Below are 14950 nucleotides of genomic sequence, written 5' to 3'. Positions count from 1 at the left end.
GCAGGTATTATATGAGGCGGGACGGCGGCACCATTTTCTGGGGTTTTGTTATGGCGACAATCTTGTTTGCCCGGGCGTCATCAGCCATGCGCAGCCCGTCATGACCGTCTTTCGCTATCCCGGAAATCTGCGCATCGGCGTCATGCATGAGCGGGTGACCGGCGTAGAGGATCTCAGCGCGGGCATGGTCGCGCCAAAGCAGATGCTGCTTTTGCTGCTGAACGGCCATCAGCGCTTTCGCGTCAACCAGACCCAGATCACGCTTTCCACCGTGATGCCCGATGATCCGGGGCCAAAGGCGCTGCTTTTGCGCATCGGGGCCGAGGCGCAGCTGCAGTATTTCGAAAGCTATGGCCATCCGCTGGTCAAGATTGCGATCACCACCGATCCCGACTGGCTGGATCATGCGGGCGAGGTGCGCGGGGTGGCGGCGGGCTTTGGGCGGGGGGTGCAAAATGGCATCTCACATCGCATCTGGACGCCCGATGCCGCGATGCTGCGGCTGGCGCAAAGCATTACCGAGGCCCATCGCGGCGGCACCTTTGATTCGCGCCGGCCCGGCCATGGCAGCCTTTTGCTGATGTCGCGCGGGATCGAGCTTTACCGCGCCGCCCTTGAGGCCGCCGAACCGCCCCCCGCCGCCCTTCGCGCCGGGATCGCGGGCCATGATTGCGCGGGCCAGGATATCGCGGACGATGATGCCCACAGCCTGGCGCCTTTGGGCGAAAACCTGTCTGACCCCCGGATTGCGACGCTGGCTGGCTATATCGCGGGCCATCTTGACGACCCGGCGCTTGCGCCAGAGACGCTGGCGCGGGCCTGTGGCCTTGGGCTGCGCAGCCTGCAGCGGCTGTGCCGCAGACAGCTTGACTGCAGCCCCGGCGAGTTCATCCGCGCCCAGCGGCTGGATGCGGCCTTTACCGCCCTTAGCCGGGGCGCGGTGAATGTGGCGCAGGCAGCGCATCTGGCGGGCTATTCCAGCCCGGCGAATTTCTCGACCGCCTTCAAGCGCACCTTCGGCGTCACCCCGGCGCGCGCCCAGGAACGCGGCGCCGCCGCCCGCTGATCTGCCGCATTTTGCGGCCCGCCCGCTGCGCTGCGCCACCGATGCGGCCCCGATGCGCCCTCGCTGCGCTATTGTGCGCGGCTGTCAGATGATCTGATCATAATTGCCGGATTGATCGGGACCAAAAGGCGCAATAAAGGCTGGGAAAGCGGCCCAAAACCGCGCCCGGCTGGCGCATTTGCCTGGCCGGTTTTGTCACTGGTAACGCCGGGTATGTTCGACCCGGGAAAGGCTGCGCGAATGGCGGATCCAACTCAGGCGGCCGGGGCCGCGCATGCCAGTTTCGATCTGATCCCGGTGGTCGTTTTGCTGGCGGCTGCGGTGCTGGCGGTGCCGCTCTTTCGCCGGATCGGCCTTGGCTCGGTGCTGGGATATCTGGCGGCGGGGCTGGCAATCGGGCCATGGGGCTTTGGCTTTTTCCACGACGCGCAATCGGTGATCCATATCGCCGAACTGGGCGTCGTGCTTTTCCTGTTCATCATCGGGCTTGAGATGCAGCCCTCGCGGCTTTGGGCGATGCGGGGCGAGATTTTCGGCCTGGGTGCGCTGCAGGTCTGCCTTGCGATTGCAACGCTGGTCTGGGTGGGCATCGCGCTTGGCTATCCGGTGGCGGCCAGTTTCGTGGCGGGCACCGGCTTTGTGCTGACCTCAACCGCCATCGTCATGCAGATGCTTCAGGAACGCGGCGAGATGGCCAAACCCCAGGGCCGCCGGATGATTGCGATCCTTCTGTTCGAGGATCTGGCGATTGTGCCCCTGCTGGCGCTGGTGGCTTTCCTGGCGCCTGGTGCCGAAGAGGCGACGCTGGCTGACCGCCTGGCGAATGTGGGCATCGGGCTGGGCGCGATCCTCGTTCTGGTGCTGGCCGGGCGCTACCTGCTGGACCCGATGTTTCGCCTGCTGGCGCGCTTTGGCGCGCGCGAGGTGATGACGGCCGCCGCCCTTCTGGTGGTGCTGGGCGCAGCGGTTTTGATGAATGCGGGCGGGCTTTCCATGGCGATGGGGGCGTTTCTGGCCGGGGTTCTCTTCTCGGAATCCAGTTTCCGCCACCAGCTTGAGGCCGATATCGAACCGTTTCGCGGCCTTTTGCTGGGGCTGTTTTTCATCGGCGTCGGCATGGCGCTGGATCTGCAGATCATCGCCAGCAACTGGTCGATCATCCTGATCTCTGTTCCGGCCTATATGATCCTGAAAATGCTGGTGATCTACGGCGTCGCCCGCGCCACCAAAGCCCCGAAATCCGAGGCATTGGAACGCGCGGTCCTGATGGCCCAGGGTGGCGAATTCGCCTTTGTCCTTTACGCCAGCGCCACGCAATTCGGCATCCTGACCGCGGAATGGAACGCCACTCTGACCGCGATCATCATCATCTCGATGGTGCTGACGCCGCTGATGATCATCGCGCATGGCCGGCTGGCCCCCAAAGCCGCCCCCTCGCTGGAGGGGCTCGACACGCCCGAGGGGCTGGCGGGCCAGGTGCTGCTGATCGGCTTTGGCCGCTTTGGCCAGATCGTCAGCCAGCCGCTGCTGGCGCGGGGCTATTCGGTCTCGATCATCGACACCGATCCCCAGGCGATCCGCGATGCGGGGCAATATGGGTTCAGGGTGTTTTACGGCGATGGCTCGCGGCTGGATATCCTGCATGCGGCAGGGGCGCAGCACGCCAGCCTGATCCTGGTCGCAGCCTCTGAGCGCGAAGCGATTTCGCATATTGTCAGCCTGGCGCGGCATGAGTTTCCGATGGTTCCGGTCATGGCCCGCGCCCTGTCACGCCAGCACGCCCAGGAGCTGCTGGCCGATGGCGCGGCCTTCCAGATCCGCGAGACCTTTGAATCGGCGATGGTCATGGGGCGCGAGGCGCTCTTGCGGCTGGGCGAGGATCCGATCCTGGTCGAGGATACAATGGCCGATATCCGCACCCGCGACGCCGAGCGGATGGTGCTGGAACAATCGGGCGGCCTGGATGAAAGCCGGGCGCTGCTGCATGGCAATATCGACCAGCCGGGCGGGGCCCACTGATCCGCAGCCACTTATCCGCAGCCGCTGGAGGGCGGCCACAGGTGGGCGTCAACGGGCGGGCTGCCACCTGAAGGCCGACACTGGCGGAATGACACTGGCGGAATGACATCCGGGGCGGCTGGCAAGCCGCCCTTTTTTGTGCAAAGCAGGGACCAGCCAATCCTCGCCACACGATCCCCCGTTCTGACAGCGCCCCCGGCGCAGGAGGCCCGTCCATGACCACCCCCATGACCACCCCCGCATCCCAACCCGCACCCCTGACATCCGCCGAAATCGGCGCCGCCCTGATCCGCACAGACAGCATCCCCGGCGCCTATGAGCTGGTGCACTGGGCCGAAGAGGGCCTGGTCTTCGTGGCCTCGGCCCCTTCCTTTGAGGCGGGCACAGAGGGCTTTGTCCATGTGCTGAAGGCCGATGATCTCAGCCCGCTGCGCCAGTTCCGGCTGGATCGGCGGCCCTTTGCCCTGACGCTGGACCGCGCGGCCGGGCGGCTTTACGTCGGCAATACGATGGATGGCTCGCTGACGGTGCTGGACGCGCGTCAGGGCGATGTGCTGGGCATGATCCAGCTGGGCCAGAAGGCGGGCGAGAAGAACTATATGCAGCACACGCGGATGATCCGGCTGGATCCGGCGCGGGGGCTGGCCTTTGTCACCAGCCCCGGCAATCCGCAAAGCCTGGTCTGGATCATCGACACCAAAGAGCTGCGGCTTTTGCACAGCGTTCCGGCCGGGCTCTGGACGACGGGGGCAGCCTTTGATGCCCAGGCCGGGCGGCTTTACGTCAGCGGCAGCGGGCGCGAAGAGATCCTGGTGCTGTCCCCGGACGGGGCGCGGCTGGGGGCGATTTCGACCGGCGAAAGCGCCGAGGACGCGCCAGAGACCTCGCAGCATTTCTTCCTGAACCTCGTGCTGGATCAGCCGGGCCAACGCCTTTTCGCCAGCGATTCCAAAACCGGGGCGCTTTATGCCTTTGACGCGGCCAGTGGCGATCAGCTGGCGCGGGTGGATATCGGCCTCGGGGCGCTGGATGTCTGCTATAATCCGGCACGGGCCGAGATTTACGTCAGCTGGCGCGGGGCCTCGCATGCCGAGCCGATGGGCACAGGCGGCCTGGCGGTGATCGATGCGCAAAGCTATGCGATCAAAGCGCAGCTGGACCTGCCGCCCCACCCCAACAGCCTGGAGCTGTCCGCCGATGGCCAGCTGCTGTTTGTCACGGTGAAAATGCCCTTCAACAAGCAGAACCCGACCTGGGTTGAGGGCAAGCCCGATGCGGTTTTGCGCCTTGATCTGGCAAAGCTGCCCCTCTGATCGCCCCTCTGATCCGGGCCGGGCGGCGCTAAACCCCGGCCCGGTTTAACAGCCGCTGGTGGCGGCCTGCATGGGCCCGTGTCGCCCTGGTCGCCACCACCGAAATCAGCGTGGCAATCAGAAACAGCCCGCCATAGCCGATCCGGTCGGCAATCACCCCCGAGGCCATGCCGCCAAACTGATAGACCACCATCTGCGCGCAGGCCAGCAGGGTGAAATCGGTGCCCGGCTGCTCGGATGAGCTGACCTGCATGAAAAGCGAGTAAAGCGCGACGATCTCCATATAGCGGATCAGCGTCTGGAAAACCGCCGCCGCCGCCACCGGCCACAGCCCACCCATCACGCCGAAGGCATGCAGCGCAAAGATCGCAAAACACAGGCTGCGCAGGCTGCCCAGCCAGATCAGCGTCTGATGCGCCCCACGCCCGCGCACACTGATCGCCGCCAGAAACGAGCCGCCCAGCCCCACCGTCGCCGCCCCCGCGCCCGAGAGATAGCCGATCCAGTCCAAAGGCATCCCGGCATCGACGAGATAGGGCCCCTCCATCGACTTCACCAGGCCCTCGGAGGCGCGGTAAAACAGCGCCAGCGCCAGCACGCTGACCGCCTCTGGCCGGGCGAGAAACGCACGGATCGAGGGGCGGTTTTTCGGCGCGGGCCGGGCCTGATCCTCATGCATCATGGGCAGGACCAGCAGCGGCAAAAGCGTGATGCAGCCCATGATCACCATCGTCGCCTGCCAGCCGATCCGGTGATACAGCACCAGCGTCAGCGTGCCGCCGATAATAACCGACAGCGCCACCGCGCCGCCCTGGATCGCATTGCCGCTGGCCCGTTCCTCGGGCGCAAGCGTCAGCACCGCATAGCCATCGGTGGCAATATCCTGCGTCGAGGTCAGCAAAACCAGCGCCAGCCCGATCACCGCCAGCGCGGCAATATCGGTCGGCTCGATCAGCGCCAGGGCGAAAACCGCCAGCGCCGTGCCCAACTGCATCGGCAGGATCCAGGCCCGGCGCGGCCCGATGGGCAGCGAGCGCAGCCGGTCGATCCAGGGCGCCCAGAGGAATTTCAGCGCCAGCGGCAGCAGCAAAAGCGCCAGAAAGCCGATCGTAGTCTTTGAGACCCCCTGCTCGCGCAGGATCGGCGGCACGGCGGCGGCCAGCACATAAGAGGGCACGCCCTGCGCCAGATAAAGCATCGCCAGCACCCCATAGCGGCGCGGGCGGCTGGCCGCGCTGAGGGGGCTGTCAGTCACCGCCCCCTGCGAAGATCCGGTCATGAAGGGCGAGGAAGGCGGCCCCGGCACGTTCTGCGTCATCATAAACCTCGACAGGGATCGACCAGAATTTCGAAAAGGCGGCGCGCTTTTTCTCGCTGGGGCCGGGGCTGAACAGCACCATGCCGCGGATCTGGCGGGAAATGGCGGCCCGGGTGGCTCTGGCGATCTGATTCTGGGCGACCTCTTCGGCGTGATCAAGCCGGAAGCCGCGCAGATCGGAATAAAGCACGAAAGGGCAAGGGTGGCGGGCCAGCACCTCAAACAGCGCCAGATAGGCGGCGCTGTCTGCGGGGTCCTGGGGTGGCTGGAAGCGCAGGGCCAGGGCGGTTTGCCCTGGCCGCGCCGCGTGGCGGCCGAAGTGGATCATCGGGGGTCAGAAGGTCAGGTTGTAGCCGATGGTGACCGTGCGCCCCCAGCCCATCGCATGGGTGTTGCGGGTGGCGGTGGCGGTCGGGTTCACATAGCCGCGATCAAGCAGGTTCTCGACCGAAAGCGAGACCATTCCCGCGCCCAGAGGCATGGCCATCGAGGCATTGACCAGCGTCACCCCGTCCAGCTTTACCTCATTTGGCACCTTGTCGCGGCCCGACAGATGCAGCGCCTCACCGCGCAGCATCAGCCCATTGGCGAACTCATGGCTGACCCCCAGCCGCACCCGCAGGGGCGAGGCGATGCGGTTGTTGCCCAGCCAGGCATCCACCCGCCCGTCGCCATTGCTGTCGACCCGCCCCTCGCGGAAGGCGATCATCCCATCCAGCACTGTGCTGTCTGAGAGCGCCACATTCCCCTGGGCCTCGATGCCCCAGATTTCCTCACGGCTCTGGCGGACGCGGTTGGTGGTGGGATCGAAATTCACCCCCTCATCCGAGGTGGAATAGAAGGCCGAGACCTGGCCGCCCCAGCGATCCCCTTCATGGCGCAGGCCCAGCTCCCATGTGTCGACGACCTGGGCTTTGGGGCCGATCTCGGCATAGGACAGCGTGCCCGATCCCGGCAGGGTGCAGCCGTAAAGATAGGCGACGATCGGCACCGAAGTGCCATAGGCCGCGCAGGCCTCTGCGGCCGAGTTCAGCCCGGCGCGGCGGGTAAAGCTGCCGATATCGGTCAGCGAATAGCCCTGCGACCAGCCGCCGAACACCTGGGTCTGCGCCGCCAGATCATAGGTGAAACCAAGGTTTCCGGTGATCTCCTCAAAGGTGAAATCGCCCCCCGTCACGCTGATCGCCGGCAGCACATAGCCGACATAATAAACGGTCGGGCGGGTAAAGCTGCCCACCTGCAGATCGAAATGGTCATAGCGCAGCCCGCCCGACAGGCTGAGCGTGTCATTCACATCCAGGTTCAGCTGCGCATAGGCCGAGCGCCAGCGGTTATCCAGCGGGGTTGAGATCGCCGCCCCATTGATCCCCACCTGCGAGGTCTGGTCGCGCCCCGCCTCGATCCCCCAGCTGAGGCTGGCATCGCGGCCAAGGATCGTCAGCGGGCTGTCGATGCTGACCGTCAGCGTATCGCGCAGGCTGTCCAGCTCTGACTGGTTGAAATCGGCGGTCGGATTGGCCGGATCGCCGCTGTAATAGACGATGGAATTGACCAGCGGGTCAAAGACGTTGAAGGCAAAGCGCTTTGTCACATCATTGCGTGACAGGCTGACCCGCAGCTTGCCAAGCGCGAAATTCTCATCGCTGTAAGAGAGGGTCAGATAGCTGGACTCCTCGGCCACGGGCAGGCCGTAATAGGGCGCGGCCAGATTGGGCGAGACCGGGTCCGACAGGTAATTGGTGAAATATTTCGGCTTTTGCTCAAGATCGACCTTTTCGAAAGACAGCTCGACCCGCCTGCCCTCGTCGATGTCATAGCCCAGGCGGAGCGTGCCATTCAGCGCCTGGGTATGATCGCCGCCGCCCTGCCCCAGCATCGGATCTGACGACAGCAGATTGCCACGCCCGTCAAAGGTTTCGCGGGTCTTTTTCACACTCAGACCAATGGCATAGTCAAAGGCGCCGGGCTTTTGCGTCACCCCCAGCGACAGTTCCGGCGCGACCGAGGCACCGATATCCGCGGTAAAGGCGCGCAGCTTTGTCTCCATGGTGATGCGCGGCGCGGCATCGGCATCAGCCCCGCTTTTGGTGATGAAATTCACCACCCCCCCGGTGCCGCCCGCCCCATAAAGCGACGAGGCCCCGCCGATCACCTCAACCCGCGCCACGGTGGAAAGGTCGATCAGCGACAGCGTGCGCGAGGCATCGCGCAGCGGCGTATTGCGCGGCACACCATCGACCATGATCAGCACGCCACGGCCGCGAAAGCTTTCCGAGGCCCCCGAAAGCGTCTGGTTCGAGAAGGTAAAGCCCGGCACCAGACGCGCCAGCAGCGTGGTCGCATCATTGCTTTGCGCCAGCTGGTCGGCGATCTGGCCCTCATCGATCACCTGCACCGCGCCCGGCACCGCCGAGACGGGGCGCTCGGCGCGGTTGGCGGTCAGAATCAGGGTGCCCAGCGGGGTGGGCTGCTCCTCCTCTTCGGCGAAAGCGGGGCGGGCCAGGCCAGTGACCAGCGCAGTGCCGGACAAAAGCACAGCCAGCGCCCATTTGCGTGCAACAAAGACATGCGGTTTTGACATCGGGATTCCATTCGCTTCGGGGGGCCAGATTCGGGAGCCAGATCGGCAATTCAACTTTGCTGATAAAAATAGTTGGTTATCCGCCCCGCGCTGCTGTTATCCTCTGGAGCCATGCACCATCCTTCTGGACAAACACGACAGACCGACACCCCGCCGCCCTGGGAGACCGAGCGGCTGACGCGGCGCAATTTCGCCCGCGCCCGCCTGCGGCAGGCCCGCCAGCTGGCCGCGCGGCTTTGGGGGCGGCTGATCACGGTGGCAGACCTGGAGCATGAAAGCACAGGCCATAAAAGCCAGGACAGCGAGGGCCAGTTTCTCGCGCTGGAGATGGGCGATATGTTGCTTTCGACGCTGGATCTGGGGCCGGGCCGCATCGGCTGGCGGCTGGCACCGCAGCCGGATCTGCGACCGCAATTGCAGCCGGGCGCGGCGCTGATATTGCTGCGGATGATCCGGGGCGGGCATCTGGACATGGGCGACGATGTGCTGACCGATCTGCCTGCCGGGCAGATCGCGCTTTTGCCGCTGCAGCGGGCGGTCACACTGTCGCTGCCCCATGGCGGGCGCTGCGATCTGGCGCTGATCCACAATCCGCCCGTGCATTTTGAGGGTTTTACCCTGCTGGCGGCCAATGTGCCCTCGGGCCATCATCTGGCGTTTCTTGCGGGCTATCTTCTGCGCTGTGCGCCGCATCCGCCCGGGCGTCTGGCTCAGCTGAAACAGCAGTTCCTGCTGACGCTTAACCATGTCGCGGGGGATCTGAACAGCGGCACCGTCGCCAGCCCGCTAAGCCTGTTCGAGCGGTTCAAATTCCTGATCAATGCCAGTCTTGGCCGCGCCGGGCTGACCCTGGGCGAGATTGCCATGTCGATGGATCTGCATCCGCGCAATCTGCAGCGGCTGTTGCGCGAGAATGGCACCAGCTTTCGGGAATATCTGCTGCTGCGCCGGTTGCAGGTGGCGCAAGAGATGCTGATCTCGGCCAGCGGCCCGACCCGCATCGCCGAGATCGCCTGGCGCTGCGGTTTTCGGGATCCGAATTATTTCTCACGCGCCTATGCGGCCCAGTGGCACGAAACGCCCAGCCAGACCGCACGCTCTTGTCTTGCGGATGAATAGCGGCCCTGCCCTGCCGCCGTCAGCCAGGCGGGGGCAAGCCTGCGGGCCGATAGTCGCGCTCCTGCGCGGATCGCAGACCTTCGGGCACCGCATCTGAGGCCGCCAGATCGACGATCAAAAGCGCCTCGCCGCGCGGGCCCGCCATGGCCAGCGGCTGCCCGTCAGGCCCGGCAATCACGGAAAGGCCGCCGAAGATCAGATCACCCTCAGGGCCAACAAGATTGGCATAGGCGATGGTGCAGTTGCCCTCATGGGCGCGGGCGGGCACCAGCAGGCGCTGCACATGCTCGAACCCCGCCGGATTGGCGGTGGGCACCAGGATCAGCCCGGCCCCGGCGCGGGCAAGGGCTGCGGAATGCGCTGGAAACTCAATATCATAGCAGATCAGCATCGCCATCTTCCGCCCCTCAAGCGTGAAGATCGGGCAAAGCTGGTCACCGGGGATAAAGCTGGACTTTTCAACCCCACCGTAAAGCTGGATCTTGCGGTAATGCGCCAGCACCGCCCCGTCAGGGCCGATGGTGGTGGCGGCGTTATAGACCCGATCGCCGTCACATTCCGCCCAGCCAAGGCAGATCCCGCAATCCAGCCGCGCGGCCATTTCGCGCAGCCGGGTGATCCAGGGCCCATCCAGCGGCTGCGCCAGTTTTGCATGCAGATCGGGGCGGTTGTAGCCGGGCAGGATCAGCTCTGGCACCAGCAAAAGCCGCGCCCCGGCAGCCGCCGCCGCGGTCAACTGCTGACAAATTGCCGAAAATACTGTCTCTATTTCGCCATTCGTGGGGCTTGCCTGCCAGAGTGCCACCTTCATCTGAACCTCCTGCACGCTAATGTTGCGATGAAACTGCCCTATCCTGCCACGATCCGCAATTCACCAGCGCGAAAGCCTTTGCCATATGACCCCTGTCAAACCCGTCACCGCCTTTGGCCCGGATTTCCCCTTTGCCTATGATGACTGGCTGCAGCATCCGGCGGGCCTGGGCACCATTCCGGCGGCGCGGCATGGCGAAAGGGTCGCGGTGATCGGGGCGGGCGCGGCCGGGATCATCGCCGGATATGAGATGATGCGCCTTGGCCTGCGCCCCGAGATCTACGAATCCGGCAAATTCGGTGGCCGCCTGCGCTCAGAGCTGTTTGAGGGCACCGAGGACGTGATCGCAGAGCTGGGCGGCATGCGCTTTCCGGTCTCTTCGCGCGGCTTTTACCATTATGTCGACCTGCTGGGGCTGGAAAGCCGCCCCTTCCCCAACCCGCTGACCGAGGCCGCAGGCTCGACCGTGATCGATCTCGAGGGTGAGACCTCTTTCGCCCGCACCCTGGAGGATCTGCCGCAGCTTTACCATGAGGTCGCCGCCGCTTACCGCGCCGCACTTGAGGAACATACCGATTTTGCCGCCCTGACCCAGGCCCTGCGCGACCGTGACGCCAGGCGGCTAAAGGCGCTTTGGGATCCGCTGATCGCCAAATGGGATGAGCGGACGTTTTACGATTTCGTCACCTCATCAAAGGCCTTCCAGGCGCTTGGCTTTCGCCACCGTGAGGTCTTTGGCCAGGTGGGGTTCGGCACCGGCGGCTGGGACAGCGATTTCCCCAATTCGATGCTTGAGATCCTGCGCGTCAACCTTTTGGAGCTGGACGACCACCAGCGCTATATCGTCGGGGGCGTCGAGGGGGTGCTGCACCGCCTCTGGCGGCATCCGGGCGCAGGCGCGCATTGGCCAAAGGGCACGACGCTTGCCGATCTGAACGGCGGCGCGACGCTGGGGCGGGCGACAAAGATCGCGCGAAATGCGCAGGGCGGTTTTACTGTCACCGATCTCTGGGGCGTGGCGCGGGATTATGCGGCGGTGCTGGTCACCTGCCAAAGCCATCTTCTGACCACCTCTGTCGCGGTGAATGAGGCGCTGTTTGACCAGAAACTGTGGATGGCGCTGGACCGCACCCGCTATATGCAGGCGGCGAAAACCTTTGTGATGGTGGATCGCCCGTTCTGGAAAGACCAGGGGGCCGATGGCCGCCCGCTTTTGTCGATGACGCTGACAGATCGCAACACGCGCGGCACCTATTTCTTCGACAATGGCCCCGACAAACCCGCCGTCATCTGCCTGTCCTACAGCTGGATGACGGATGCGCTGAAAGTGCTGCCCTATGGCCCCGAAAAGCGGGTCGAGCTGGCGCTGGCCGCGCTGGAGCGGATCTATCCCGGCGTCGATATCCGCAGCCATATCCGGGGCAATCCGATCTGCGTCAGCTGGGAGGCGGACGATAATTTCCTGGGCGCATTCAAAGGCGCCCTGCCCGGCCATTACCGCTATAACCTGCGGATGTATGGGCATTTCATGCAAGCCGAGATGCCCGCAGATCAGCGCGGCATCTTCCTGGCCGGCGATGGCATCAGCTGGACGCCCGCCTGGGTCGAGGGCGCGGTGCAGACCGCGCTGAATGCGGTCTGGGGGATCATGACGCATCTGGGCGGGCGCTCGGATCCGGCCAATCCCGGGCCTGGCGATCTTTGGGCAGAGCTGGGGCCGCTGGCGCTGGACAAAGAGGCCTGAGCCCGAAGAAAAGACCGGGGAAATGCCTGTAATTCGCCAGGAGGCCTGATTTTTACAGGCCGCCCTGGTGATTTCTGCGGGCAGTCGCGCCGGGTTTCGGCGATCAGGGGCAAAATCCTTCTCTTGCCCGAAAGCATGCGGCTGTTCTCTTGCCGGGCCTGCGCGGGGCAAAGTTCGCCCCCGCCCCGCCCCTTTCGCAGCAGAAAACCCGCGATCCCGCCCGGCAGCCCCGGGCTGGCCCATGCCCGCCTGCGCGGCGCGAAGAATAATCCTGTCGCCGCCACAGATATATTTGGAATGGCCCGAGCCAGAGTGTCGGCCTTATCCCGGCATGATCGGCCAGGCTCGCGCCCGGTTTTTCGGGAAAGAACAAAGACCGTCCCCATCCTATCCCCCTGTCAGGACCAGCGAGCACCTGGCCCACCCAAAGGAGTTGCCCCAGATGTCGACTGCCGATGACGCCCTGAAATTCGCCTATTGGGTGCCCAATGTCTCGGGCGGGCTGGTGATCTCGAACATCGAACAGCGCACCAGCTGGACACCCGAATACAACCGCAAACTGGCGCAGATCGCCGAGAAGGCGGGCTTTGACTATGCGCTCAGCCAGATCCGTTTCACCGCCGGATATGGTGCCGACAATCAGCATGAATCGGTCACTTTCAGCCAGGATCTGCTGGCCCATACCGAAAAGCTGAAGGTGATTGCCGCGATCCTGCCGGGGCCGTGGAACCCGGCGCTGGCCGCCAAGCAGATCGCCACCATCAGCCACCTCTCGAACGGGCGGATCGCGGTCAATATCGTCTCGGGCTGGTTCCGGGGCGAATTCGCGGCGATCGGCGAGCACTGGCTGGACCATGACGAACGCTATCGCCGCTCTGAGGAATTCATCCGGGCGCTGCGCGGCATCTGGGGCGAGGAAAGCTATACATTCCGCGGTGATTTCTACCGTTTCAACGACTACAGCCTGAAGCCCAAACCGATTGATCCGCAGCCGGAAATCTTCCAGGGCGGCTCGTCCCGTGCGGCGCGAGACATGGCGGCGCGGGTCTCTGACTGGTATTTCACCAACGGCAATACCCCCGAAGGGCTGCGCGCCCAGGTCGCGGATATCCAGGCCAAAGCGGCCCTGAACAACCGCAGGGTAAAGATCGGCATCAACGCCTTTGCCATCGTGCGCGAGACCGAGGAAGAGGCGAAAGCCGTCCTCCAGGAGATCCTCGACAAGGCCAATCCCGAGGCGGTCGCAGGTTTCGCGGGCCAGGTGAAAAACGCAGGCGCCGCCAGCCCCGAGGGCGAGGGCAACTGGGCCAAATCCACCTTTGAGGATCTGGTGCAGTATAACGACGGCTTCCGCCCGAACCTGATCGGCACGCCGCAGCAGGTGGCAGAACGGATCGTCGCGCTGAAAGAGGCCGGGGCCGATCTGGTCCTGCTGGGCTTCCTGCATTTCCAGGAAGAGGTTGCCGCTTTCGGCGAACACGTCCTGCCGCTGATCCGCGAGATCGAGGCCGCGCGGGCGAAAGCCCCCCCTCCTGCACAAAAGGCTGTGGCCGCTGAATAAGGCCGCCCCGCCCCCTTTCAGACATGCAAAGAAAGAGCCGACCATGACCCTGCAAGAGCGCAGCATTGCCCCCGCCCTTCCCGATACTGCCGCGCTGAAGGCCCGTTTCGCGCCGCTGTTTGCCCGTATCCGCGAAGGGGCAACCCACCGCGAACGCGAGCGGATCCTGCCCTTTGAGGAAATCACCTGGCTGAAAGAGGCGGGTTTTACCGCCCTGCGGGTGCCGGTTGAATATGGTGGCGCGGGCGCAAGTCTGGAGCAGCTTTTCGATCTGCTGATCGACCTTGCCGCCGCCGATACCAATATCGTCCAGGCGCTGCGCGGCCATTTCGCGCTGGTCGAGGATCGTCTGGTCGCGCCAAAGGCCCAGGGCGAGGCCTGGCTGAAACGCTTCGGCGCGGGCGAGACGGCGGGCAATGCCTGGTCAGAGGTCGGCAATGTGAAACTGGGTGAGACCCTGACCAAAGTCACGCCCGAGGGTGACGGCTTTCGCGTCGATGGCGAGAAATACTATTCCACCGGCACGATTTTCGCAGACTGGATCGACACCTACGCGGTGCGCTCTGACAATGGGGCGCCGGTGGTGGCGATTTTGCGCGCCGATCAGCCCGGCATCACCCGCGCCGATGACTGGAAGGGCTTTGGCCAGAAGCTGACCGGAACCGGCACCACCACCTTCAAAGATGCGAAACTGGGGGCCGATGCTCTGGTGCCCTTCGAGACCCGGTTCCGCTATCAGACCGCCTTCTACCAGCTGGTGCTGAACGCGGTGCTTTCGGGGGCGGCACTGGCGGCCGTGCAGGATGTGGCGGAAAAGGTCAGCCAGCGCAAACGCGCCTATTCGCATGGCTCGGGCACGGTGGTGGCCCGTGACCCGCAGATCCTGCAGGTGGTGGGCCGGGCGCGTGCCTTTGCCTTCGCCGCCCGCGCCGCCACGCTTGAGGCCGCCCGCGCCGCAGACCGCGCCCATGAGACCGCGCTGGCGGGCGACAAAGCCGCCGATGATGCCGCCAATATCGCCGCTGAACTGGCCTCGGCCGAGGCCCAGGTGGCGGCGGCAGATCTGGCGCTGCGGGCGACCTCGGATCTTTTCAACGCGCTTGGCGCATCGGCGACCGATACCGCGCTGGCGCTGGACCGCTACTGGCGCAATGCGCGGGTGGCCGCCAGCCACAACCCGCTGATCTACAAAGAGCGCATCCTTGGCGATCATGCCGTCAATGGCACCGAGCCGGTCTTTATCTGGCAGATCGGCGCGGTTGAAAGCTAAGCGCCGCTAATCCGGGCAGCGCCCGCCTGTCCGGGGTCTGCCAGTCCGGGGGGTGGCAAGGCGGGGGGCTGGCAGGCGGGGGGCTGGCGGGGCCCCATACGTCCCGGCACGGCGGCCGGTCTCGACCCGCAGATGATAAAGCGAGCTG

At 64.9% G+C, this 14950-nt stretch carries 11 protein-coding genes; 7 read left to right on the top strand and 4 right to left on the bottom strand.

The window, feature by feature from the left end; translation table 11 throughout:
• Positions 1–100: 100 nt before the first annotated feature.
• The 3 genes from HOY34_RS06240 to HOY34_RS06230 all read left to right on the top strand — a co-directional run bounded on the left by HOY34_RS06240 (position 101) and on the right by HOY34_RS06230 (position 4398).
• Positions 101–1066, top strand: a complete 966-nt coding sequence (locus HOY34_RS06240; RefSeq protein WP_172360936.1) for an AraC family transcriptional regulator — start codon at positions 101–103, stop codon at positions 1064–1066.
• Between the two features lie 240 nt (positions 1067–1306).
• Entirely contained in the window at positions 1307–3085 is a 1779-nt protein-coding gene (locus tag HOY34_RS06235) for a monovalent cation:proton antiporter-2 (CPA2) family protein (protein ID WP_172360934.1), read from the top strand.
• A gap of 215 nt (positions 3086–3300) precedes the next feature.
• A complete protein-coding gene (locus tag HOY34_RS06230) occupies positions 3301–4398 on the top strand; it encodes a YncE family protein (RefSeq protein ID WP_172360932.1) in 1098 nt (365 codons plus the stop codon).
• A gap of 28 nt (positions 4399–4426) precedes the next feature.
• On the opposite strand, the gene HOY34_RS06225 is transcribed toward HOY34_RS06230, so the two are convergent.
• From HOY34_RS06225 to HOY34_RS06215, 3 genes are read right to left on the bottom strand one after another with little or no spacing between them, the layout of a single operon-like run.
• Entirely contained in the window at positions 4427–5653 is a 1227-nt protein-coding gene (locus HOY34_RS06225; RefSeq protein WP_216654662.1) for an MFS transporter, read from the bottom strand.
• The gene (locus tag HOY34_RS06220; RefSeq protein ID WP_172360930.1) at positions 5646–6044 is read right to left on the bottom strand and encodes a hypothetical protein; all 399 of its coding nucleotides are present in this window, start codon (positions 6042–6044) and stop codon (positions 5646–5648) included. The genes HOY34_RS06225 and HOY34_RS06220 overlap by 8 nt, the downstream gene beginning before the upstream one ends.
• Before the next feature lie 6 nt (positions 6045–6050).
• Positions 6051–8297 carry a TonB-dependent receptor gene (locus HOY34_RS06215; protein WP_172360928.1) on the bottom strand — a complete coding sequence of 749 codons (2247 nt, stop codon included), beginning with the start codon at positions 8295–8297 and terminating at the stop codon, positions 6051–6053.
• Positions 8298–8408: 111 nt separating this feature from the next.
• Between HOY34_RS06215 and HOY34_RS06210 the strand changes: the two genes are divergently transcribed.
• A complete protein-coding gene (locus HOY34_RS06210) occupies positions 8409–9416 on the top strand; it encodes a helix-turn-helix transcriptional regulator (RefSeq protein ID WP_172360926.1) in 1008 nt (335 codons plus the stop codon).
• A 19-nt stretch (positions 9417–9435) separates the two neighbouring features.
• On the opposite strand, the gene HOY34_RS06205 is transcribed toward HOY34_RS06210, so the two are convergent.
• Positions 9436–10227, bottom strand: coding sequence for a nitrilase-related carbon-nitrogen hydrolase (locus HOY34_RS06205; RefSeq protein WP_172360924.1), 792 nt, complete (start codon positions 10225–10227; stop codon positions 9436–9438).
• A gap of 85 nt (positions 10228–10312) precedes the next feature.
• On the opposite strand from HOY34_RS06205, the gene HOY34_RS06200 reads away from it, so the two are divergent.
• From HOY34_RS06200 to HOY34_RS06190, 3 genes are all read left to right on the top strand, one after another.
• Positions 10313–11971, top strand: a complete 1659-nt coding sequence (locus tag HOY34_RS06200; protein ID WP_172360922.1) for a flavin monoamine oxidase family protein — start codon at positions 10313–10315, stop codon at positions 11969–11971.
• A 442-nt stretch (positions 11972–12413) separates the two neighbouring features.
• Positions 12414–13532 (top strand): dimethylsulfone monooxygenase SfnG, encoded by a 1119-nt coding sequence (gene sfnG / locus HOY34_RS06195; RefSeq protein ID WP_172360920.1) that lies wholly within the window; start codon positions 12414–12416, stop codon positions 13530–13532.
• 43 nt (positions 13533–13575) lie between these two features.
• A complete protein-coding gene (locus HOY34_RS06190; RefSeq protein ID WP_172360918.1) occupies positions 13576–14802 on the top strand; it encodes an acyl-CoA dehydrogenase family protein in 1227 nt (408 codons plus the stop codon).
• Positions 14803–14950 lie beyond the last annotated feature (148 nt).

Source organism: Pseudogemmobacter hezensis, from assembly GCF_013155295.1.
Taxonomy (GTDB): Bacteria; Pseudomonadota; Alphaproteobacteria; order Rhodobacterales; family Rhodobacteraceae; genus Pseudogemmobacter; species Pseudogemmobacter hezensis.
The sequence above is the reverse complement of the archived record's forward strand: the minus strand, read 5'-3'. Positions and strand labels throughout refer to the sequence as shown.

Bases quoted from the DNA above. Each gene is read 5' to 3' on its own strand.
- HOY34_RS06240 (WP_172360936.1), top strand. From the start codon at position 101: ATGACCGTCTTTCGCTATCCCGGAAATCTGCGCATCGGCGTCATGCAT.
- HOY34_RS06220 (WP_172360930.1), bottom strand. From the start codon at position 6,044: ATGATCCACTTCGGCCGCCACGCGGCGCGGCCAGGGCAAACCGCCCTG.
- HOY34_RS06205 (WP_172360924.1), bottom strand. From the start codon at position 10,227: ATGAAGGTGGCACTCTGGCAGGCAAGCCCCACGAATGGCGAAATAGAG.
- HOY34_RS06200 (WP_172360922.1), top strand. From the start codon at position 10,313: ATGACCCCTGTCAAACCCGTCACCGCCTTTGGCCCGGATTTCCCCTTT.
- HOY34_RS06235 (WP_172360934.1), top strand. From the start codon at position 1,307: ATGGCGGATCCAACTCAGGCGGCCGGGGCCGCGCATGCCAGTTTCGAT.
- HOY34_RS06230 (WP_172360932.1), top strand. From the start codon at position 3,301: ATGACCACCCCCATGACCACCCCCGCATCCCAACCCGCACCCCTGACA.
- HOY34_RS06210 (WP_172360926.1), top strand. From the start codon at position 8,409: ATGCACCATCCTTCTGGACAAACACGACAGACCGACACCCCGCCGCCC.
- HOY34_RS06215 (WP_172360928.1), bottom strand. From the start codon at position 8,297: ATGTCAAAACCGCATGTCTTTGTTGCACGCAAATGGGCGCTGGCTGTG.
- HOY34_RS06190 (WP_172360918.1), top strand. From the start codon at position 13,576: ATGACCCTGCAAGAGCGCAGCATTGCCCCCGCCCTTCCCGATACTGCC.
- sfnG (WP_172360920.1), top strand. From the start codon at position 12,414: ATGTCGACTGCCGATGACGCCCTGAAATTCGCCTATTGGGTGCCCAAT.